The sequence below is a fragment of the Leisingera sp. M658 genome, assembly GCF_025144145.1.
GTDB lineage: Bacteria > Pseudomonadota > Alphaproteobacteria > Rhodobacterales > Rhodobacteraceae > Leisingera.
Genome location: NZ_CP083546.1, coordinates 3293956 through 3312833, shown reverse-complemented (window position 1 = coordinate 3312833; position 18878 = coordinate 3293956). Strand labels below are relative to the sequence as shown.

The window sequence follows — 18878 nt, the reverse complement described above, 5'->3', positions numbered from 1 at the left end:
CAAATCGCGGACCGAAGCATAGCTTGTTCAAGGGGCGAGGGGCACGCAGCGCCTAGCCACCGCAGGACGTACACCGCTGGACCGGGTAACGCTGTCTGCGGTGCGTGCCGTGCTGAAGCCCGAATTCAATGCGGAGAGGGCAAAGAAGGAAACCACCCACACCGCCAAGGCGGAACTGCCCGCCCAGCATTGCGGCACGCCGCAGAATGAGGCTGGCCTTTGGACCGCCGCGCTCGAAAAAAGTGCCTTAGCCTCGCGCCGATGATTAACGTGGTGTTCCTGCTGCTGATCTTCTTCTTGCTGACCTTGCAGATCGCTCCGCGGGCACCTCTTTCGATTGCGCCGCCCAGGCCGGAGAACGGAGACAGCGCAACACCGGGAATTCTGCACGTGAAGCCCGGTTGAAGCGACGGTGGGGTGCGGCTGTACTCTCCCGAATCGAACCTCAGATGCCCCTGGGAATTATGCATTCGAATTCTCGCCCCGTTTCATGACCTGAAACAAGCGCACTGGCGCTCCCTTACGCGGCGCAGCTTGACACGGGCGGGAAGTTTCTGGGCATGAGGTCGTCGATGCGGCTTCTGGGATGGCCGTCGAGCAACGCGCGCAGCGTGCCGGAAAGGCAGCTGTCCTTGGCAAGTTCGGACGAACGCGGAATGCGTGACAGCCGCGCCTCGAGCTAGGGCCAGAAGGCCGCGATGACCGGCGTAGAGAGTTCGTGCCGGGCAGCAAGCCGGGCTTCGGCGGGCAGGCCGCGCACGGATTTCTCGACGGTATTGAGCTCGGCGATCTGGCGCAGAGTTTCTTCAGCGATCGGCAAGCTGTCCTTTTCGAGCCGCTTCACGAAGCGTCGGCGCCTATGCGTCCAGCAATGGACGAGCACCCATGGGCTCACGGTCCGCTCGGCCTTGGTGAGCTTCTCATAGGTTTCATAGCCGTTGCATTGCACGATTTGCTTGCGATGGACCTTGAAGAAGCGGAGAGCATGCCCGGCGCCCCAGCCAGGTGCGTAGCGGAACATCACCATGGGCCTGGGGGGGGGCACCGCCATTGCCCCGGTCAAGACCGGCTCTGATGAAGTTTTCTGACGCGGCCCGCGGCATGAGGGTGCGGCTTGGCGCGACACTGGCCCGCGTTGAAAAACCCCCCAAGGTGGAAGCCGCTGGGCTCTTGGGGCTGTCTATGGGGAAAATGCGTTGACGACGGAGGATGCGGCTGTAGCCAGCGGACATGCCAGGCGCATTCCAATGCTGGTTGGGGTTCCGACGCCGGTGGAGCAGGAGCCATCCACTTCATCCGCTCTGGCGACACACGCTGCGTAGCGCCGGGAGCCATGCCGCGCCCGCGAGCATTTTCTGCGCAAGCAATAGCCGCACGGGCAAACGTCCGAAAATGTGCCGCATAGCGGACCTTAACAGCCACAGCAGCGGCCAGCGTTTCAGCCGCGTCCGGGCCAGTGCCGCGCCTGTCCGCTGCGCCCGCTAGTTCGGCCGGACGGCCACCAGCACAACGCCCAGTTCCGCTTCCAGCTCCTGCAGTTTCTTCAGCTGGTCTTCGGGCAGGGCGGCGGTGTTTGCCTCGACACCCGCCAGCGCCACCACAGGGCTGCCGATGTCCTTTTCCAGGCTCTTGATCGCGTCCAGTTTGTCGGCCTCAAGCGAGGCAAGCGGGTACAGCATGGCGGTCTCCTCTCTATTGATGAGAGTGACTATAGCCGATTCCCGCCGTATCAGGGGCGCGAACGAAAGAGGCCCCGGCTTCCGCCAGGGCCTCTCTCCCGATCCCGGTGCGATCAGGCGCGCTGCACGCTGTCCGCGTGGGTGATGACATCCGGCTCCAGGTCCCAGACCTTGCCGTCCAGCCCGTCGATCTGGTCGTCCTCGGACACACGCAGCCCCACGGTCCGCTCCAGGATGAAGGCCAAAATCAGCGCAGTGACAACACCGGTGCCGATGCAGACAGCAGTACCCGCCAGCTGCATCACCAGCGAGATTTCCCCGTGCTGGAACGCATAGGCGCCTTCCTCAACCCCGAAGTAGCCGCCGCGCGGGGTGCCAGCCTTGAACAGGCCCAGCATGATCATTCCGAAGGTACCGCAGCCCAGGAACAGCGGGAACAGCTTGTGTTCGTCGATGCCGCGCTTCAGCGTGAACTCATAGACCGCATAGGCAATGAACGGCGCCACCAGCCCGACAATGAACGCCTGCCAGGGCAGATAGACATCAAAGCCGGACGCGCCCGCGACATAGCCCGCCAGCGGGCCCAGCAGCGTATAGGCGTATTTACCGGTGGCATAGGCGATCAGCAGGCCAGTCACCGCACCGCCGGCCCAGACCAGCGCGTAATTGTTGATTGCGATGCCGACGCTGGTGTCGGCCATGGTGATGCTGACGGCCAGCGCTTCGGGATCAAAGAAAAACAGGCAGGACAGGATCACCATCGGCAAGCCGGCAAAGATCAGCAAAAGGCCCGGAGCGCACAACCCGATGCTCGGCGCCAGATAGGCCGAGATCCGCGGATGCGGCGCCATCATGCCGGGGCGTGCGCCCAGCTTGGGCGTGAATACCAGCGCCATGCCGGCCGGGAACAGATAGACGAACCCGACGCCGAAGAAATCGTGGAAGCCCGCATTGGTCAGCGGCCCGACCGACCCCCAGGTTGCCCAGCTCAGGCCCGAGGACACCACCGCGGCGACAATGCAGGTGATGAAATAGGCGGAGGCCTTCATCCGTTCAGATACTGCGAAATGCAGCAGGATGTTGATGATGCCGGCAAACACCGCCAGGAAAAAGATGAAGATCTGGAAGGTGTTCAGCCCCGGAAAGGTTCCCGGATCCGTATGATGCGCCATCGCATTGGTCAGGGCGCCGCCCAGCCACCAATCCTTGATGGAATCCATCATGGTCGCGCCTTCCATGATGTAATACTGCCCGGCCCACAGGCCAAAACCGATGACGTAGTAGGTCGCAAACCCGAGGAAGAACCCCAGCGTTTTTTCAATCGTCGAGTTGAACAGATTCCTGCGCCGTGCAGTGCCTGCATCAATCAGCAGCAGGCCGACGACGACCAGAATGGCCCCGACGATCCCGGAAGCGTACAGAATATTCTGTACCAGTGAATTCAGCGTAACTTGCTGAGCGTGTATCGTGCTCACGTCCAATGGCATTTCCAGTTTTCTCCAAGTTGGTTTGTCGTCCTGCCGGTTGTTTGCCACCAGCTTTGACAGGCCGGCCTATGCTGCCGCCAATGGGCCGAGCATGCCGGTTCGAAACGCACCGGGCCGGTCAGGTCCTCTGACACGCCTGGTTCACGGAAAGGATGGCGGATCCAGGGCGCTTTACAACAAATAATTTTACCTTGTGGAAATAAAGTTTCATTTGCGGCGTATGCGGCGGCTGTATGCCGCATCCCGCGCTGCCGGTTAAGTGAATGGTTTCGGCTTCGGCCTTCCTTGGCGGCGGAATCAACCGGTCTCAGTAGATTCTATGGCAGGGAAATATCACACCGCTGTGGCCGGCACACCGCAGGGGTGGCCCCGGAGGCCTGTGTGATCCGGGTGCTGTCTGCCGCTCCGAATCAAATCGCCGCAGCGCGCCTGGTAACGGGGAATGCCGCACTGCGGCGGCAGCTTGCCGCCCCGAAATTGCAGGCTGGAGGCGGAAAACCCGGTGAACTCCCACCGATTTAGCTGCCGGACCCGCGGCATTTTGTTCCCCCACGCAAGAATTTTTCCTATACTCTCAAAATAATAGCCAGAACATACCGGCAGCCTGGGAGGAAAAAGAACATGATCCGCTCTGAGTTGATTCAGATGATTGCAGACGAAAACCCGCACCTGTATCAGCGGGATGTGGAGAGGATCGTGAACACGGTGTTCGAGGAAGTGACCGATGCGATGTCCCGCGGCGACCGGGTTGAGCTGCGCGGCTTTGGCGCCTTTTCGGTCAAAAAGCGGGACTCGCGGACCGGCCGCAATCCCCGCACCGGTGAAACGGTCCATGTCGATGAAAAACATGTGCCGTTCTTCAAGACTGGCAAGCTCTTGAGGGACCGCCTGAACGGGAAAGCCTGATGCGTTACATTCGCTACGCGGTTCTGGGGTCTCTGGCCATTGTGCTGGTTTCGGTTGCCCTTGCAAACCGATCTTTTGTCGAACTGAAGCTGATGCCCTCGGCGTTGGGCGAGCTTTTTGGTTTCAATTTCACCATTGCGCTGCCGCTGTTTGCGGTGGTGCTGGGCGGGGTTGGCGCCGGGCTGGTGATCGGCTTCCTGTGGGAATGGCTGCGCGAGCACAAGCACCGCAGCGAAGCCGCGCAGAAGACGCGCGAGGCGCGCAGGCTGAACCGCGAAGTGAGCAAGCTGAAAAAGCAGAAGAACGAAGGCAAAGACGAAGTTCTGGCGCTTTTGGAAGACGCGGGCTGACACCGCCATGACAGAGATCCGGGTCAAGATCTGCGGGCTTAGCGCGCCGCAGGATGTTGCGGCCGTTGCCGGGGCAGGGGCGGCTTATGCCGGTTTTGTATTTTTCCCGAAGTCCCCGCGCAACGTCAGCATCGAACTGGCCGCAGCTTTGGCCGTCGAAACCCCCGCCGGCCTGTGCAAAGTAGCGCTGACAGTAAACGCCGCAGATGCAGAGCTTGATGCGATCACAGCCGCGGTGCCGCTTGATATGCTGCAGCTCCATGGCAAGGAAAGCCCGCAGCGGGTGGCCGAGGTGCGCGCCCGCTACGGCCTGCCGGTGATGAAGGCCGTTGGCATCGCCGATGCCGCCGACCTGCCGCAGATTGCGCTTTATGAACAGGTGGCTGATCAGCTCTTGATCGACGCCAAGCCTCCCAAGGAGGCCGCGCTGCCGGGCGGGAATGGCCTGGCCTTTGACTGGCGGCTGCTGGCGGGCCGCAAATACTGGCAGAAACCCTGGATGCTGGCCGGCGGCCTGACCCCGGGCAACGTCGCCGAGGCGATCCGCATGACCGGTGCGCGTCAGGTCGATGTCTCCTCCGGCGTTGAAAACGCGCCGGGGCAGAAAGACGCCGCGCTGATCGAAGATTTCACCAGGGCGGCGCACGCTTCCCGTGGCTGAAGCCCCGCGCCGCAGCAGCCGGTGCAAATGCGGCAGCCGGCGGGATTTGAGTATTTGGAGAAAGATGAAGATGCATCGTCCCGTGTCTTCATCTTTCCAAAAATACTCACTACGCGACCGCGCCTAGCTGGTATGCCTTCCGGGTGTTGCGCAGCCGGCGCACGCTGCCCTCACGCCGTCTTAAACCCGTTCTGCCATGCTTTCCCCTGATCGCGGTCACCCTGGACCTGACACTTCCGGCACTTAGGAACAGGGCCTCAATCATTGGGGGCGTGCAGAGACAACGTATAGCACGCGGGCGAATACGCCCGCCCGCCTCCGCTTGTTGGCAGCGCCGCCAAACTTATCCTCTTAATTTTCAGGACCAGCAGCAAGCGGCGGCTATCAGACATTCCGGCAGGGCATCGGCCTTCGCCGGATGTGCCTGCTTGCTTGAACCCCTCTTTACCAAGGCAGCGGGGCGCTATAGTCATTGCGGGCGCTGCGAGAGAGGGAAGAACCATGGCCGACGATCTTTTCAACAGCTTCATGAACGGTCCGGATGAACAGGGGCGTTTTGGCATCTTTGGCGGACGGTTTGTCTCGGAAACCCTGATGCCGCTGATCCTGAGCCTTGAGGCCGAATATAACCGCGCCAAGGACGACCCTGCCTTTTGGGCGGAGATGAAGGATCTGTGGACGCATTACGTCGGCCGTCCCAGTCCGCTCTATCACGCCGAGCGTCTGAGCGCAGAGCTGGGCGGCGCCAAGATCTATATGAAGCGTGACGAGCTGAACCACACCGGCGCGCATAAGGTGAACAACGTGCTGGGCCAGATCCTGCTGGCACGCCGTATGGGGAAGACACGGATCATCGCCGAAACCGGTGCCGGCCAGCACGGTGTGGCGACTGCCACCGTCTGCGCCAAGTTCGGCCTTAAGTGCATCGTCTACATGGGCGCCCATGACGTGAAGCGCCAGGCGCCGAATGTGTTCCGCATGCGCCTTTTGGGTGCTGAAGTGATCCCGGTCACCTCGGGCCGCGGCACCTTGAAGGACGCAATGAACGACGCGCTGCGCGACTGGGTGACCAATGTGCGCGACACCTTCTATTGCATCGGCACCGCCGCAGGCCCGCACCCGTACCCCGCGATGGTGCGCGATTTCCAGTCGATCATCGGCAAGGAAGTGCGCTGGCAGCTGGCCGAGCAGGAAGGCGAGGGCCGTCTGCCGGATACTGTGATTGCTGCGATCGGCGGCGGTTCTAACGCCATTGGCCTGTTCCACCCGTTTCTGGATGACCCATCGGTGAAAATCATCGGGGTTGAGGCCGGTGGCAAGGGTGTGGATGACCGGATCCAGCACTGCGCCTCCCTCACTGGCGGGCGTCCGGGCGTGCTGCATGGCAACCGCACCTATCTGCTGCAGAATGAGGACGGCCAGATCCAGGAAGGCTATTCGATTTCCGCAGGTTTGGATTATCCGGGCATCGGCCCCGAACATTCCTGGCTGCATGAGTCGGGGCGCGCCGAATATGTCTCGATCACCGACAAGGAAGCGCTGGAAGCCTTTCAGGTCAGCTGCCGCACCGAAGGCATCATCCCGGCGCTGGAGCCCAGCCACGCGCTGGCCCATGTGATGAAGATCGCGCCCAAGCTGCCGTCGGACCACATCATTGTGATGAACATGTGCGGCCGCGGCGACAAGGACGTGTTCACCGTTGCCAAGCATCTGGGCTTTGATATGTCCGACACCGAAGAAGGCCGCAGCTTCGAGGAGTAACGGCAACAACCCGGTAACACAAAAGGCGCCCCGCAGGGCGCCTTTTTCTGTTCGGGTCAGGCCTCGTGCAGGACGGTCTCGAACCCTTCGAACTGCGGATGGCCCAGGATCGGGCTTTCGCCTTCGCGCTTGCCCGCATCGCGGTGCGCAGCACGGAACTGTTCGGATTTGGTCCAGGCCTCAAAATCTTCGCGGCTGTCCCAGATCACATGGCTGGAATAGAGATGGTGGTCTGCGCCTTCCGGGCCTTTAAGCAGGCGGAATTCGCGGAACCCCTTCAGCTCCTTCAGGCGGCTTTCCCGCTGTTTCCAGATGGTCTCAAAATCGGCTTCGCGGCCCGGGCGGATCTTGAAACGGTTCATGGCGATGTAGCTCATGCAGGAGCCTCCTTGTCGGTGTGATGAAATGCAGGGAGGCTGGCGCAGGCGAGGGTCCGGCGGGCTGGCTTGACGATGCAATAACGGTTTTTCCCGCTGCCGGTCAATCGGGGAGGGCAATCGGGCAGGTCAATCCAGCAATCCGGACCGGTTCAGGCCGGATCGGCGGCATAGCTTTGCAGAATGCTGAGCGGCACAATCTCCAGTGCCTGCTGATGGGTGGCCTCAAGATGCACCTTGGGGGCGCAGCCCTCATCCGCTGCCTGCAGGAATCGGGCCGCGCACAGGCACCAGCGGTCGCCAGACTGCAGGCCGGCAAAGCCGAACTCGGCCCGCGGGGTCGACAGGTCATTGCCGACGTATTTGCTGAACGCCAGGAATTCCGCAGTCATCACCACGCAAACTGTATGGCTGCCCTGATCCTCGGCGCAGGTGTTGCAATGCCCATCGCGGAAAAATCCGGTCACCGGCGCAGTGGAGCAAGGCGCCAGCGGGCCGCCCAGAACATTGATGCTGTCGTCTTTTTCCATGAGGCCCGTCCTTGGCGCGTTCAGGGTTAAGGATAGCGCGTTTGCGCCGCCGGTCCCGTAGGTTCCGGCTTGAAATGCCTGGTTTGCACAGGATTGCCCCAACTGGCCGTAAAACGCAAACCGCCCGCCAGACGGGCTGGCGGGCGGTTGAAAATCAAGGCTGCAGTCCCCGGGTTACTTGCTGAACAGGAAGTGCAGCACATCGCCGTCTTTGACGACGTAGCTTTTGCCTTCCGCCCGCATCTTGCCGGCTTCCTTGGCGCCTTGCTCGCCATTGCAGGCGATGAATTCGTCATAGGCGATGGTCTCGGCGCGGATGAAACCCTTCTCGAAATCACCGTGGATCACGCCGGCCGCTTGCGGCGCTGCGGTGCCGCTGCGGATGGTCCAGGCGCGGGCCTCTTTCGGGCCGACGGTGAAATAGGTTTCCAGGTGCAGCAGCTCGTAACCTGCGCGGATCAAACGGTCGAGACCGGCCTCGGCCAGGCCCATCTCCTCGAGGAACATCTGGGCTTCGTCGGCGTCCAGCTGGCTGATCTCTTCTTCGATCTGAGCCGAGATGATCACATGGGAATTGCCCTGCGCCGCGGCCATTTCGGCCACTTTGGCGGAATGCGTGTTGCCCTCAACCGATTCCGATTCGCCAACGTTGCATACATAGAGCACCGGCTTTGTGGTCAGCAGCTGCAGCATCTTCCAGGCCTTGGCGTCGTCGGCGTCAACCTCGACCAGACGGGCGGGTTTGCCGTCTTCGAGCATCGCCTGGGCCGCGGCCAGCAGCCGGTCTTGCTGCAATGCTTCCTTGTCGTTGCCCTTCAGCTTGCGCACCAGATTGGCGCGGCGTTTCTCGATGCTTTCAAGGTCCGACAGCATCAGCTCGGTCTCGATCACTTCGGCGTCAGCAACCGGGTCGACACGGCCCTCCACATGGGTCACGTCGCCGTCTTCAAAACAGCGCAGCACATGGGCAATTGCATCTGTTTCGCGGATGTTGGCCAGGAACTGGTTGCCCAGGCCCTCGCCCTGCGACGCGCCCTTGACCAGGCCGGCGATGTCGACAAATGTCATCCGGGTCGGGATGATCTGCTTGGAGCCGGCAATCGCCGCCAGCTTGTCCAGACGCGCGTCCGGCACGCCGACCTCACCCACATTGGGCTCAATCGTGCAGAACGGAAAATTGGCCGCCTGCGCCGAGGCGGTTTTGGTGAGCGCATTGAACAGCGTCGATTTACCCACATTGGGCAGGCCGACGATTCCCATCTTAAAGCCCATACCGGCCTCCTGATACCACTTGGGAGCTGCTTCTAGGCAGCATTGAGCCTGCACGCAAGGCAAGGATGGCTGACATATGTGCCACAATCTCTCTCTGTGCGGGGTCGCACAGTGAACCCTCATATTGCTTTTTCGTGAGGTGACTAGGAAAAGCAGCAAATTAAAATATCTTGGTGCAAAGAAAATAATTCTGCGAGGGGCTAGAAATGAAACAGACAGCTATGCTGGCAGCCGCGTTTTGTGCTGCCGCAGCCATGCCTGCCGCCGCCCAGGAAGTGACGCTGGGGCTGGGCTATTCCAATTATTCCCGTGCGGGTTCCGAAGACAGCGCGCTGTTTGCAGCGGAGTATCTGCATGCGCCGTTCCACGAGGGGCGGCTGCTGTCGACCCGGTTCGGCGCGGTGCTGGAAGTGCAGGAAACCGGCGATGTGTTCGCCGGCGTCGGCATCAGCGGCGTGGTTGACCTGAACAACAACTGGTTCATTGAGACCAGCGTGATGCCCGGCGCTTATCACGAAAGCTCGCTGGGTAATGATCTGGGCTCTACCTTTGAAATCCGCAGCCTGCTGGCGGTTGGCAAGCGGTTTCACAATGGCAAGGCGGTGTCGCTGGCGCTTAGCCACAAATCCAACGCCTCGACCGCGGACCAGAACCCGGGCGTGAATTCGCTGACGCTGCGCTGGCACATTCCGCTGAACCGCTGACCGGTGCATTCCCGGGCCTGCGCGCGGCCCGGGATTGATTTCCCGCGCAACATTCGGCACACCATGGCGGAAACCTGAATAAAAGGCCCGCCCATGACCCGCATTGATGCCAAATTCGCCGACCTGAAAGCCGCCGGAAAGAAAGCCTTTGTCACCTATGTGATGGCGGGCGACCCCGATTATGACACCTCGCTGGAAGTGGTCAAAGGGCTGCCGGGCGCCGGTGTGGACATTATTGAGCTGGGCCTGCCGTTCACCGATCCAATGGCTGACGGGCCGACCATCCAGCTGGCGGGCCAACGCGCGCTGGACGGCGGTATGACGCTGGAGAAGACGTTGCAGCTGGCGGCAGATTTCCGCAAAGGCGACGACACCACGCCGATCGTGCTGATGGGCTATTACAACCCGATCTATAACCGTGGTGTGGATACCTTTCTGGAAGACGCCAAAGCGGCCGGCATAGACGGGCTGATCGTGGTGGACCTGCCGCCGGAAGAAGATGACGAGCTGTGCATCCCGGCGCAAAAAGCGGGGCTGAACTTCATCCGCCTGGCCACCCCCACCACCGATGACGCGCGCCTGCCCAAGGTGCTGCAGAACACTTCGGGCTTTGTCTATTATGTGTCGATCACCGGCATCACCGGCGCGGCAGAGGCCGAGGCCACCGACGTCGGCCCCGAGGTTGCCCGCATCAAGGCGGCCACCGATCTGCCGATTATCGTGGGCTTTGGCATCAATACGCCCCAGAAGGCGCAGAACATCGCCTCGATCTCGGACGGCGCCGTAGTGGGCAGCGCCATTGTCAGCCAGATCGGCGCAGGCAAGTCGCCGGCCGAGGTGCTGGCGTTTGTGAAGTCCCTCGCGGATGGTGCGCATAAAGGCTGAGGGTCTGCAGCAAACAGGTTTGAAAAGCCGCGCCTTCGGGTGCGGCTTTTTGCGTCTCAAGGGGTGCGGCAATCGCGGCGTTGCCTTTGCTTCGACAAATTGGTAAGAAAACTTTACCACATGAGATCGGGAGAGAATCCAGTGCCGGTGATCACAAATATCAACGACCTGAAGCGCATCTATGAACGCCGTGTGCCGCGGATGTTCTATGATTATGCCGAAAGCGGCAGCTGGACCGAGCAGACCTTCCGCGAGAACACCTCAGATTTTGAGCAGATCCGCCTGCGCCAGCGGGTGGCGGTGGACATGACCCGGCGCACGACCGCGGCCCGGATGATCGGCCAGGACGTGGCGATGCCGGTGGCCTTGGCGCCGGTGGGGCTGATGGGGATGCAGCACGCCGATGGCGAGATCAAGGCGGCCCGCGCGGCTGAGGAGTTCGGGGTGCCGTTCACGCTGTCCACCATGTCGATCAACTCGATCGAGGAAGTGGCGGAAGCGACCACCAAGCCATTCTGGTTCCAGCTTTATACGATGAAGGACGAGGACTACATCCGCCGCCTGATCCAGCGGGCCAAGGATGCCAAATGCTCGGCGCTGGTGATCACGCTGGACCTGCAGATCCTGGGCCAGCGGCACAAGGATCTGAAAAACGGGCTGTCGGCGCCGCCCAAGCTGACCCCCGCGACCATTGTCAACCTGATGACCAAATGGACCTGGGGCTTGCAGATGCTGGGCGCCAAGCGGCGCAATTTCGGCAATATCGTCGGCCATGTGCACGGCGTTTCCGACACCTCGCAGCTGGGCGCCTGGACGGCCGAGCAATTCGATCCGGCGCTGGACTGGGGCAAGGTTGAAAAGCTGATGGAGATGTGGGGCGGCAAGGTGATCCTGAAAGGGGTTCTGGACGCCGAAGACGCGAGGATGGCCGCCAAACTGGGCGCCGATGCCATCGTTGTGTCGAACCACGGCGGGCGGCAGCTGGACGGCGCGCTGAGTTCCATCCGGATGCTGCCGGAAATCATGGATGCTGTGGGCAGTGACGTCGAGGTGCATCTGGACAGCGGCATCCGCTCTGGCCAGGACGTGCTGAAGGCACTGGCGCTGGGGGCCACCGGCACCATGATCGGCCGCGCCTTTGTTTACGGCCTGGGGGCAAGGGGCCAGAAAGGCGTCACCGAGGCTCTGGAAGTGATTCGCAAGGAACTGGACACCACCATGGCACTGTGCGGCGAACGTTCAGTTGATGGCCTGGGGCGTCATAATCTGCTGGTGCCGCAGGATTTCGGCGGGCGCTGGCAGGAATAACGCGGCCCCGGAACCGGGCAGGGGGCTTTGCCCCTTCCCAAATTGCCGCAAGCGGTCTATAGGCACGGCTTCACGCGGGGTGACAGCCTTGGAGGCACTCCGCCCTAGATACATTGGAGAATTGACATGGCAAAAGAGATTCCTGATCTCGTCGCCGAAGTACGTGCGGGGACGGGCAAGGGCGCCGCTCGCGCTGCGCGCCGCGCAGGCATGGTACCGGGCGTTGTTTACGGTGGTGACGTGGATCCGGTTGCGATCCAGATCCCGTTCAACGTTCTGCTGAAAAAGCTGAAAGCCGGCCAGTTCAAGTCCACCCTGTGGAACCTGAAAGTGGAAGGCCAGGACGACGTGCGCGTGATCTGCCGCGACGTTCAGCGCGATGTGGTGAAGGACCTGCCGACCCACCTCGACCTGATGCGTCTGCGCCGCACCTCGAAAGTCAACCTGTACATCCCGGTTGAGTTCATCAACGAGGACGAAGCACCCGGCGTCAAAAAAGGCGGCATGCTGAACGTGACCCGCCCCGAGGTTGAGCTGGTCGTGACCGCTGGCGACATCCCCGAGAAGCTGGTTGTCGATCTGGCAGGCCTGAACATCGGCGACGTTGTCACCATCTCGTCGATCGAGCTGCCGGCCGGCGCCAAGCCGACCATCGACCGCGACTTCGTGATTGCCAACATCGCATCCCCGGGCGGCCTGACCGCATCGGATGACGAAGAAGGCGAAGAAGGCGAAGCCGAAGCAGTGGCTGCCGAAGAATAAGAACCGCGCCCATCCGGGTTTGGTTTGCGGGCTCCCATCTGGGGGCCCGTTTTTGTTTGTCCGCCCCGCAGGCATGTGGTTGACTTTTCCCTGCGCCGCTGCCCCATTTCCGCCCGAGGACAGGGGAGGGACGGGCATGGCGGATTTTGACATTGCCATAGCGGGCGCAGGCGCGGTGGGGATGAGCTGCGCGCTGTGGGTGCAGATGCGCGGGCATAAGGTGCTGCTGATGGACCCGGAGCCGCCCGGATCCGGCACCAGTTACGGCAATGCCTGTACCCTGGCGACCTATGCCTGCCTGCCGGTGAATGACCCGTCGGTGCTGACCAGCCTGCCGCAGCTGATGTTCTCCAGGGACAGTCCGCTGTCGTTGTCTTATGCCCATGCGCTGCGCAATCCGCGTTGGATGCTGTCCTTTCTGGCCAATTGCCGCGCCGCACCTTCGCGCCGGATTGCGGGCCATCTGGCAGATCTGCTGGCCCATGCCGATGCCGGAATAAACCCGCTGATCGAGGCCGCAGGCGCCCAGGATCTGGTGGTCGAGCGCGGTCAGCTGTCGGTCTGGTCCACCGGGAAGGCTGCCAAGGCTGCCGCCGCGGGCCTGGAACGCCGCCGGGCGCTGGGCGTGCCCTGGCGCGAGGTTGACCCGGAGGAAGCGCTGGAGATGGAGCCTGGCCTGCATCTGCCTGTCAAACGCGCGGTGCATTTTCACGCCGCCCGGCACTTGCGCGATCCGCTGGAATTCATCACCCGGATGCACCGGGCATTTGCGGATCTGGGCGGCACCACGCTGCGGGCCAAGGCGGAGACAGTCCGGGCCTCGGACACAGGGGTGGAACTGCAGGCAGGCGGGCAGAGCCTCACCGCCGGCCACGCGGTGATTGCCAGTGGCGCGTTCTCCACACAAATCAAGGGCGCGGGTACGCAGAAACTGCCGCTTGGCACCGAGCGCGGCTATCATGTGATGTATGAAAGTGAGGGGCATCGGGTGACGCGGCCCGTCGGCTGGGGCGAGGCCGGGTTTTATGCGGTGCCGCATGCGAAAGGTTTGCGGCTGACCGGCACGGTGGAGATCGCCGCGCTGGACGCGCCTGCAAACCCGCGCCGCCTGGACTATCTCGTTCGCAAGGGGGCAGAGATGCTGGGGTCGCTGCCGGACCCGGACAGCGACTGGCTGGGCTACCGCCCGACCATGCCGGACTCGCTGCCGGTGATTGGCCGCAGCCCGCAGTCGGACCGGGTGATCCACGCCTTTGGCCATCAGCACATCGGCCTGACCCTGGGCGGCATCACCGGGAGGCTGGTTGCCGATCTGGCGGAAGGCCGGCAGCCCAATGTGGATTTGGCGCCCTTTGCTGCAGACCGGGCCTTTGCCTGACGCTGGAGACCACTGGATTCCGGACGTCAAATAGGGCATCAAACGGGTCTACTGAAACGCAGATCGGGCAGAACCCATGAAACTCTTTGTCGGCCTTGGCAATCCCGGCCCGAAATACGAGCGCAACCGCCATAACATCGGCTTCATGGCGCTGGACAATATTGCCGGCGATCACGGGTTCAGCCCCTGGAAGGCCAAGTTCCAGGCGATGATCTGCGAGGGCAATCTGGGTGGCGAAAAGGTGCTGCTCTTGAAGCCGCAAACCTTCATGAACCTGTCCGGCCAGTCGGTGGGCGAGGCGATGCGGTTTTACAAGCTGACGCTTGCCGATGTGGTGGTGCTGCATGACGAGCTGGATCTGGCGCCGGGCAAGGCGCGCATCAAGCAGGGCGGCGGCCATGCCGGACACAACGGTCTGCGCTCGATCCATTCCCATATCGGCGCGGACTATGCGCGGGTGCGGCTGGGGATCGGCCATCCGGGCCACAAGGATGCGGTGGCGGGCTATGTGCTGCGTGACTTCCCCAAAGCGGATGAGGGCTGGCTGGACGATGTGATGCGCGGCATCTCGGACGGCGCGGCGGACCTGGCCCGCGGCGATGGCGGCAAGTTCATGAATGCGGTGGCCCTGCGCGTGGCGCCGCCGCGCAGCTCCACCACCAAGCCCAAAGCGGAGGCGAAACAGCCCGCCAAGGCAGAGCCTGCGCCCGACACCCGCTCAGCGATGGAAAAGCTGATGGACAAGTTCAAGTAAGCCGGGAGGCAAGCAGATGGTGAAACTGATTATCGACACCGATCCGGGCATCGACGATGCGATGGCGATCTTCTATGCCGCCGCGGCGCCGGATATTGATCTGCTGGGTCTGACCACGATCTTTGGCAATGTCACGACCGCCACCGCCACCCGCAATGCGCTGCGCCTGCTGGAGGCCGCCGGGCTGGATGTGCCGGTGGCCGGCGGCGCCGCCACGCCGCTGGTGCTGCCGCCGTTCAAACCCTCGGCCTATGTGCATGGCGAGGAGGGCTTTGGCGATATCCCCGCCGCCGAGCCCAGAGGCCGGGCGCTGAACGAGGAGGCTGCGGGCTTCCTGTGCCGCATGGCGCGCGAGCACAAGGGCGAACTGGTGGTCTGTCCGATCGGACCGCTGACGAACATTGCGCTGGCAATGCAGCGCGACCCGGAGTTCATCGGGAACGTCAAATCCATCGTGGTGATGGGCGGCTCGCTGGAAGAGGGCGGCAATATCACGCCCCACGCCGAGGCCAATATTTATCACGACCCGCATGCTGCGGACATGGTTTGCCAGGGCGGCGCCAAAGTGGTCTTTGTGGGGCTGGATGTTACCCACCGGATCCTGTGCCGGCCGGAGGATTTTACCGCCATCGCCGCCAAATCTCCGGAACTGGGCGGCATGCTGCAGCAGATGTCGCATTTCTATATCAAGTTCTACAGGGAGGTTGCGGGCCTCTACGGCTGTTCGCTGCACGACCCGGCGGCGGTGATTGCCTGTACTCACCCGGATCTGTTCGCAATGCGCGACGTGCCGCTTGAGGTGTCCTGCGAGGGTGAAACCTCCGGCGCGACCCTGGCTGCACCGGACAGCGGACGGGCGCCGGTCAAGGTCTGCATGACGGTGGAGGCGGATGCGGTGAAATCACTGTTTCTGCGGCGCCTGGCGCTGTTGCCCTAAGCAGGGACCGGACCGGGGGGAACTCCACTGTTGGGCTCTGCCCCCTGAAAACTGGACCGTTTGAAGCTGGAGTTTCCCGAAGAGAACCCCCGGCTGGGAGAGTGAGGCGGATCAGGAAACAGTCCAGAGGACTGTTTTCCCGCTGAACCGGAAACGCCTGAAGGCATCAAAGTTCACGGACGCGCAGAAGGCGTTCATCATCAAGCAGACGGAGGACGGCAGGCCCGTTGCCGAGGTTTTCCCAATATCGATGCAGGCCCTCGGCCCGATTGAAGGCGCGCTTCGGTACTCTGTGTGGCCACCGGCCAGAGCTGCCTGGAATCTGCTGAAAACCCAAAACGCTCGACAGCCTTGCGGTTTCAGATTGCCGTTCCCTCAGATTGGTGTTCGAGGCCAACGTATGCCCCCTCAAGGGCGCGCACCTGCCAGTTGCTGACTGTGACGTTTGATCGTTGATGCTCATAACCAGCCCTCCGTTCTCTGTCTTGCCATCCGTGTGGATCGCAAGCTGAACTCAGGCACCGTCATCGATGTCTTGAGCGGCCTGTTCATTCTGCGCGGGGTGCCGTCGTTCATTCGTTCAGACAACGGTCCGGAGTTTGTTGCTCAGGCCGTCCAGAACTGGATCAAGGCTGTTGGCGCGAAGACCGCATACATCGAACCAGGGTCTCCATGGGGGAACGGATATTGCGAGAGCTTCAACGCACGGTTCAGGGACGAGTTCTTGAACGGCGAAATCTTCTTCAGCCAGCGCGAGGCGCAAATCCTCATCGAAGAATGGAGGAAACACGACAACACCAAACGCCCACATAGTGCTCTGGGCTATCGCCCACCGGCGCCGGAAACCATCGTCCAGATGGACCCAAGGCAAGTCATGCACTAACAAGCAAACTGGACCATTCAAGTGGGGCTGATCAGTGGAGCAAGGCCCGGTTTGACGAGCCGCACTGCAGCAAGAGCCAGACCCGCTCAAGGTCGGCATTGGGCCGGTCGCCTTGGGGGAGCTGATTATGGCACATAAAAGAGGGCATCATCCAGAGGTAAGGCAGATGCCTAATCTGCCGTGCCTACACCGCATTCTTCCATTTGGCCTGGGTCACGTAGACGATACTATCATCAACACTGACCATGACATCACCATCCTGAATATTGACCTGCAGCTTCATCGACCGACTTGCAAGATTTCCCAGGTCACGGGTATCCGTCTCTGAAAAATTAACAACCTGAAGGTTATCAAACCGGGTGGTGCTGTTTTTGATCTTTTCCCACCACACCTCAGCGGTCCTGCCATAACTATAGACAATCACCTCTTTGGCTTTGCCACAAGATTGACGAACAATCTTCTCGCTTGGAAGCCCTAACGCTACCCATAGTTCAAGCTCGCCACTCAAGCTTTTCTGCCAAATATCTGGCTCATCATCCGTTGAAAGGCCCTTAGTAAGTTCCAATTGCTCATGGGCATTCAGCGCAAAAGCGAGAATACGCACCATCAACCGTTCATCCGTCTCCGAAGGATGCTTGGCGACGGTCAACTTGTGGGTCTCGTAATAGTGTCGATCCATATCAGATACGGAAAGCTCTACTTTATAGATGGTGGCATTTTGCGCCATGATTTTTCCCGGACTAGCGAAGATAGGGATGTTTAGACCGCAGCATGGCTTTGCGAAAGCGGAAAGCAACTGGCATCGCTCCGCGAGGTTCCCGACCCGCCGCCGACCTTAGTAGCCATCACAGTGTTGAACTGAGCACGAATGGCTGGCCTGGGTAAGCTGCGGGCAGCGTTGAATGAGCCGGGCTAATGCGACTGTGCTGGAGAGGTCAGTCCCGGTGGATCATAGGCCGCGCATAGTGGGAATGGACTCAGCGTCGCTTGCCACGGACGTCTGGGGTCTTGTAGCCACGGGCCCTGGATCCAGAGCGTGTGTTGTTGGGATTTTCTTCGACAAGCTTGCACCACCGGCCAAGTCGACCTGGGTCAACCGCAACCGCTGCCTGAACCTCACAGCCTGGCTCGTGTGCGTGGGTACAATCCCGAAAGCGGCACTTGGGTGCCAGCTCTGTGATCTCCGCGAACAGCATGTCCAGACCAGCCCGGACATCGCTGACATGCAGCGTACGGATTTCCGGCGTGTCAATTGCCCAGCCGCCGCCCTTGATAGAGTGCAGGGAGCGCGACGTGGTTGTGTGGCGCCCCTTAGCATCGTCCTCCCGAATGCCGCCAGTAAGCTGTGCTTCCTCAGGTGGCTTGGCAGAAAGAGTGTTGAGCAGATTTGATTTCCCCACCCCGGATGATCCGGCCAGAGCAATAGTCTGCCCTGACCCGCACCACGGAGCCAAAGCCGTCACCGCATCGCGGGTTTTCGCGTTCACCGCAATGACGGCCACTCCGCGCTGAAGGTCTGCCGCCTGCTGCCGGTACGGTTCCGCATCCGCCGCTTGATCGGCTTTCGTCAAGACAATCACTGGGTTTACGCCCGCCTCATTTGCGAGGGCCAGGTAGCGTTCCAGCCGGGCTTGATTGAAATCACCGTTGCAGGATGTAACGATGAAGAGCGTGTCCACATTTGCGGCGATCAGTTGCGGGGTCCGGGGACACTCGGTCCGGCGTTGCAATAGGGCACGTCTTTCCAAACGGCTAAGGACTATGTGAGTTGGAGGATCCGCTAAGATCCAGTCCCCCACGGCGAAATCTGCCGTAGTAGTTTGGGCGGGCAGGTTCAGCTTCACTGGGCCCATTGCAGATACAGCAGTCATACGGGACCGGTGGACAGCCGCTATGCGCATCCGGGCAAGATCCATTTCGTCAGGTCCCAGCTGGTTGCCAAAGAACTGAGACCAGCCGAGATCGGCCAAAGACAGAGGTGATTGAACAATGGAATGTACCACGGTGACCTTGCATGGCCACGGTATCAGGGAACAGCAACCCGTTCCGGCCAGATCTACAGCCGGTTGGCGACAATCAAGGCATCCTTACTTGATCGCTTCCACGTTGCCAGAAATGAGTAGCGCCACACCTCGCACACCTATCAACTGTAATTGGCAAACGCTGCAAGACCACGAATGGCAGGAATGCGTAAGCCGCACCGCAGCGTAAGCCGACCGAATGGGTTTCTCCATTGGGCTGTGG

The 18878-nt window shown here is 61.4% G+C and carries 21 protein-coding genes and 1 pseudogene; 14 read left to right on the top strand and 8 right to left on the bottom strand.

The annotated features are described in order from the left end of the window. Positions 1 to 219 precede the first annotated feature (219 nt). A complete protein-coding gene (locus tag K3724_RS16260) occupies positions 220 to 405 on the top strand; it encodes a biopolymer transporter ExbD (RefSeq protein WP_259987253.1) in 186 nt (61 codons plus the stop codon). A 274-nt stretch (positions 406 to 679) separates the two neighbouring features. On the opposite strand, the gene K3724_RS16255 is transcribed toward K3724_RS16260, so the two are convergent. Further along, on the bottom strand, positions 680 to 1027 hold the full coding sequence (locus tag K3724_RS16255; RefSeq protein WP_259987251.1) for an IS66 family transposase: 348 nt from the start codon (positions 1025 to 1027) through the stop codon (positions 680 to 682). A 47-nt stretch (positions 1028 to 1074) separates the two neighbouring features. Between K3724_RS16255 and K3724_RS16250 the strand changes: the two genes are divergently transcribed. Next, entirely contained in the window at positions 1075 to 1200 is a 126-nt protein-coding gene (locus tag K3724_RS16250) for a hypothetical protein (protein ID WP_259987249.1), read from the top strand. A gap of 281 nt (positions 1201 to 1481) precedes the next feature. Here the strand turns inward: K3724_RS16250 and K3724_RS16245 are convergent, their stop codons facing one another. Next, positions 1482 to 1679: a hypothetical protein gene (locus K3724_RS16245; RefSeq protein WP_259987247.1), complete on the bottom strand. Its 198-nt coding sequence runs from the start codon at positions 1677 to 1679 to the stop codon at positions 1482 to 1484. 113 nt (positions 1680 to 1792) lie between these two features. After that, entirely contained in the window at positions 1793 to 3154 is a 1362-nt protein-coding gene (locus K3724_RS16240) for an ammonium transporter (RefSeq protein WP_259987245.1), read from the bottom strand. Between the two features lie 633 nt (positions 3155 to 3787). Between K3724_RS16240 and ihfB the strand changes: the two genes are divergently transcribed. The 4 genes from ihfB (at position 3788) to trpB (ending at position 6844) form a co-directional block, all read left to right on the top strand. Next, on the top strand, positions 3788 to 4072 hold the full coding sequence (gene ihfB / locus K3724_RS16235) for an integration host factor subunit beta (RefSeq protein ID WP_129371946.1): 285 nt from the start codon (positions 3788 to 3790) through the stop codon (positions 4070 to 4072). Continuing rightward, positions 4072 to 4422: a LapA family protein gene (locus K3724_RS16230; protein ID WP_129371945.1), complete on the top strand. Its 351-nt coding sequence runs from the start codon at positions 4072 to 4074 to the stop codon at positions 4420 to 4422. The genes ihfB and K3724_RS16230 overlap by 1 nt, the downstream gene beginning before the upstream one ends. A gap of 7 nt (positions 4423 to 4429) precedes the next feature. Continuing rightward, entirely contained in the window at positions 4430 to 5083 is a 654-nt protein-coding gene (locus tag K3724_RS16225) for a phosphoribosylanthranilate isomerase (protein WP_259987243.1), read from the top strand. 501 nt (positions 5084 to 5584) lie between these two features. Next, a complete protein-coding gene (gene trpB / locus K3724_RS16220; protein ID WP_259987241.1) occupies positions 5585 to 6844 on the top strand; it encodes a tryptophan synthase subunit beta in 1260 nt (419 codons plus the stop codon). A gap of 56 nt (positions 6845 to 6900) precedes the next feature. On the opposite strand, the gene K3724_RS16215 is transcribed toward trpB, so the two are convergent. The 3 genes from K3724_RS16215 to ychF form a co-directional block, all read right to left on the bottom strand. Next, on the bottom strand, positions 6901 to 7221 hold the full coding sequence (locus tag K3724_RS16215) for an antibiotic biosynthesis monooxygenase (protein WP_259987239.1): 321 nt from the start codon (positions 7219 to 7221) through the stop codon (positions 6901 to 6903). 152 nt (positions 7222 to 7373) lie between these two features. Then, positions 7374 to 7751, bottom strand: coding sequence for a DUF2237 family protein (locus K3724_RS16210; RefSeq protein WP_259987231.1), 378 nt, complete (start codon positions 7749 to 7751; stop codon positions 7374 to 7376). A 174-nt stretch (positions 7752 to 7925) separates the two neighbouring features. Beyond that, a complete protein-coding gene (ychF, locus tag K3724_RS16205; protein ID WP_259987229.1) occupies positions 7926 to 9023 on the bottom strand; it encodes a redox-regulated ATPase YchF in 1098 nt (365 codons plus the stop codon). Positions 9024 to 9229: 206 nt separating this feature from the next. Here ychF and K3724_RS16200 point away from each other — a divergent pair, with 206 nt between their 5' ends. The 8 genes and pseudogenes from K3724_RS16200 to K3724_RS16165 form a co-directional block, all read left to right on the top strand. Then, on the top strand, positions 9230 to 9727 hold the full coding sequence (locus tag K3724_RS16200; protein ID WP_259987220.1) for an acyloxyacyl hydrolase: 498 nt from the start codon (positions 9230 to 9232) through the stop codon (positions 9725 to 9727). Between the two features lie 93 nt (positions 9728 to 9820). After that, entirely contained in the window at positions 9821 to 10612 is a 792-nt protein-coding gene (trpA, locus tag K3724_RS16195; RefSeq protein ID WP_259987218.1) for a tryptophan synthase subunit alpha, read from the top strand. A gap of 141 nt (positions 10613 to 10753) precedes the next feature. Then, complete coding sequence (locus K3724_RS16190; RefSeq protein ID WP_259987216.1) at positions 10754 to 11920, top strand: alpha-hydroxy acid oxidase; 1167 nt, start codon at positions 10754 to 10756, stop codon at positions 11918 to 11920. 126 nt (positions 11921 to 12046) lie between these two features. Next, positions 12047 to 12682, top strand: coding sequence for a 50S ribosomal protein L25/general stress protein Ctc (locus tag K3724_RS16185; protein WP_129371936.1), 636 nt, complete (start codon positions 12047 to 12049; stop codon positions 12680 to 12682). 136 nt (positions 12683 to 12818) lie between these two features. Beyond that, positions 12819 to 14060 (top strand): FAD-binding oxidoreductase, encoded by a 1242-nt coding sequence (locus K3724_RS16180; RefSeq protein WP_259987214.1) that lies wholly within the window; start codon positions 12819 to 12821, stop codon positions 14058 to 14060. A 76-nt stretch (positions 14061 to 14136) separates the two neighbouring features. Continuing rightward, the gene (gene pth, locus K3724_RS16175; RefSeq protein ID WP_259987212.1) at positions 14137 to 14814 is read left to right on the top strand and encodes an aminoacyl-tRNA hydrolase; all 678 of its coding nucleotides are present in this window, start codon (positions 14137 to 14139) and stop codon (positions 14812 to 14814) included. 16 nt (positions 14815 to 14830) lie between these two features. Then, the gene (locus K3724_RS16170) at positions 14831 to 15751 is read left to right on the top strand and encodes a nucleoside hydrolase (RefSeq protein WP_259987203.1); all 921 of its coding nucleotides are present in this window, start codon (positions 14831 to 14833) and stop codon (positions 15749 to 15751) included. A gap of 481 nt (positions 15752 to 16232) precedes the next feature. Next, positions 16233 to 16634 (top strand): annotated as a pseudogene (locus K3724_RS16165) (integrase core domain-containing protein); the annotation flags it as partial. A 184-nt stretch (positions 16635 to 16818) separates the two neighbouring features. On the opposite strand, the gene K3724_RS16160 reads toward K3724_RS16165, so the two are convergent. Next, on the bottom strand, positions 16819 to 17361 hold the full coding sequence (locus K3724_RS16160; RefSeq protein ID WP_259987201.1) for a YaeQ family protein: 543 nt from the start codon (positions 17359 to 17361) through the stop codon (positions 16819 to 16821). Between the two features lie 250 nt (positions 17362 to 17611). Further along, the gene (rsgA, locus tag K3724_RS16155; RefSeq protein ID WP_259987189.1) at positions 17612 to 18637 is read right to left on the bottom strand and encodes a ribosome small subunit-dependent GTPase A; all 1026 of its coding nucleotides are present in this window, start codon (positions 18635 to 18637) and stop codon (positions 17612 to 17614) included. Positions 18638 to 18878 lie beyond the last annotated feature (241 nt).

Bases quoted from the DNA above. Each gene is read 5' to 3' on its own strand.
- K3724_RS16255 (WP_259987251.1), bottom strand. From the start codon at position 1,027: ATGGTGATGTTCCGCTACGCACCTGGCTGGGGCGCCGGGCATGCTCTC.
- K3724_RS16250 (WP_259987249.1), top strand. From the start codon at position 1,075: ATGAAGTTTTCTGACGCGGCCCGCGGCATGAGGGTGCGGCTTGGCGCG.
- K3724_RS16245 (WP_259987247.1), bottom strand. From the start codon at position 1,679: ATGCTGTACCCGCTTGCCTCGCTTGAGGCCGACAAACTGGACGCGATC.
- ihfB (WP_129371946.1), top strand. From the start codon at position 3,788: ATGATCCGCTCTGAGTTGATTCAGATGATTGCAGACGAAAACCCGCAC.
- K3724_RS16230 (WP_129371945.1), top strand. From the start codon at position 4,072: ATGCGTTACATTCGCTACGCGGTTCTGGGGTCTCTGGCCATTGTGCTG.
- K3724_RS16225 (WP_259987243.1), top strand. From the start codon at position 4,430: ATGACAGAGATCCGGGTCAAGATCTGCGGGCTTAGCGCGCCGCAGGAT.
- trpB (WP_259987241.1), top strand. From the start codon at position 5,585: ATGGCCGACGATCTTTTCAACAGCTTCATGAACGGTCCGGATGAACAG.
- K3724_RS16215 (WP_259987239.1), bottom strand. From the start codon at position 7,221: ATGAGCTACATCGCCATGAACCGTTTCAAGATCCGCCCGGGCCGCGAA.
- K3724_RS16210 (WP_259987231.1), bottom strand. From the start codon at position 7,751: ATGGAAAAAGACGACAGCATCAATGTTCTGGGCGGCCCGCTGGCGCCT.
- ychF (WP_259987229.1), bottom strand. From the start codon at position 9,023: ATGGGCTTTAAGATGGGAATCGTCGGCCTGCCCAATGTGGGTAAATCG.
- K3724_RS16200 (WP_259987220.1), top strand. From the start codon at position 9,230: ATGAAACAGACAGCTATGCTGGCAGCCGCGTTTTGTGCTGCCGCAGCC.
- trpA (WP_259987218.1), top strand. From the start codon at position 9,821: ATGACCCGCATTGATGCCAAATTCGCCGACCTGAAAGCCGCCGGAAAG.
- K3724_RS16185 (WP_129371936.1), top strand. From the start codon at position 12,047: ATGGCAAAAGAGATTCCTGATCTCGTCGCCGAAGTACGTGCGGGGACG.
- K3724_RS16180 (WP_259987214.1), top strand. From the start codon at position 12,819: ATGGCGGATTTTGACATTGCCATAGCGGGCGCAGGCGCGGTGGGGATG.
- pth (WP_259987212.1), top strand. From the start codon at position 14,137: ATGAAACTCTTTGTCGGCCTTGGCAATCCCGGCCCGAAATACGAGCGC.
- K3724_RS16170 (WP_259987203.1), top strand. From the start codon at position 14,831: ATGGTGAAACTGATTATCGACACCGATCCGGGCATCGACGATGCGATG.
- K3724_RS16160 (WP_259987201.1), bottom strand. From the start codon at position 17,361: ATGGCGCAAAATGCCACCATCTATAAAGTAGAGCTTTCCGTATCTGAT.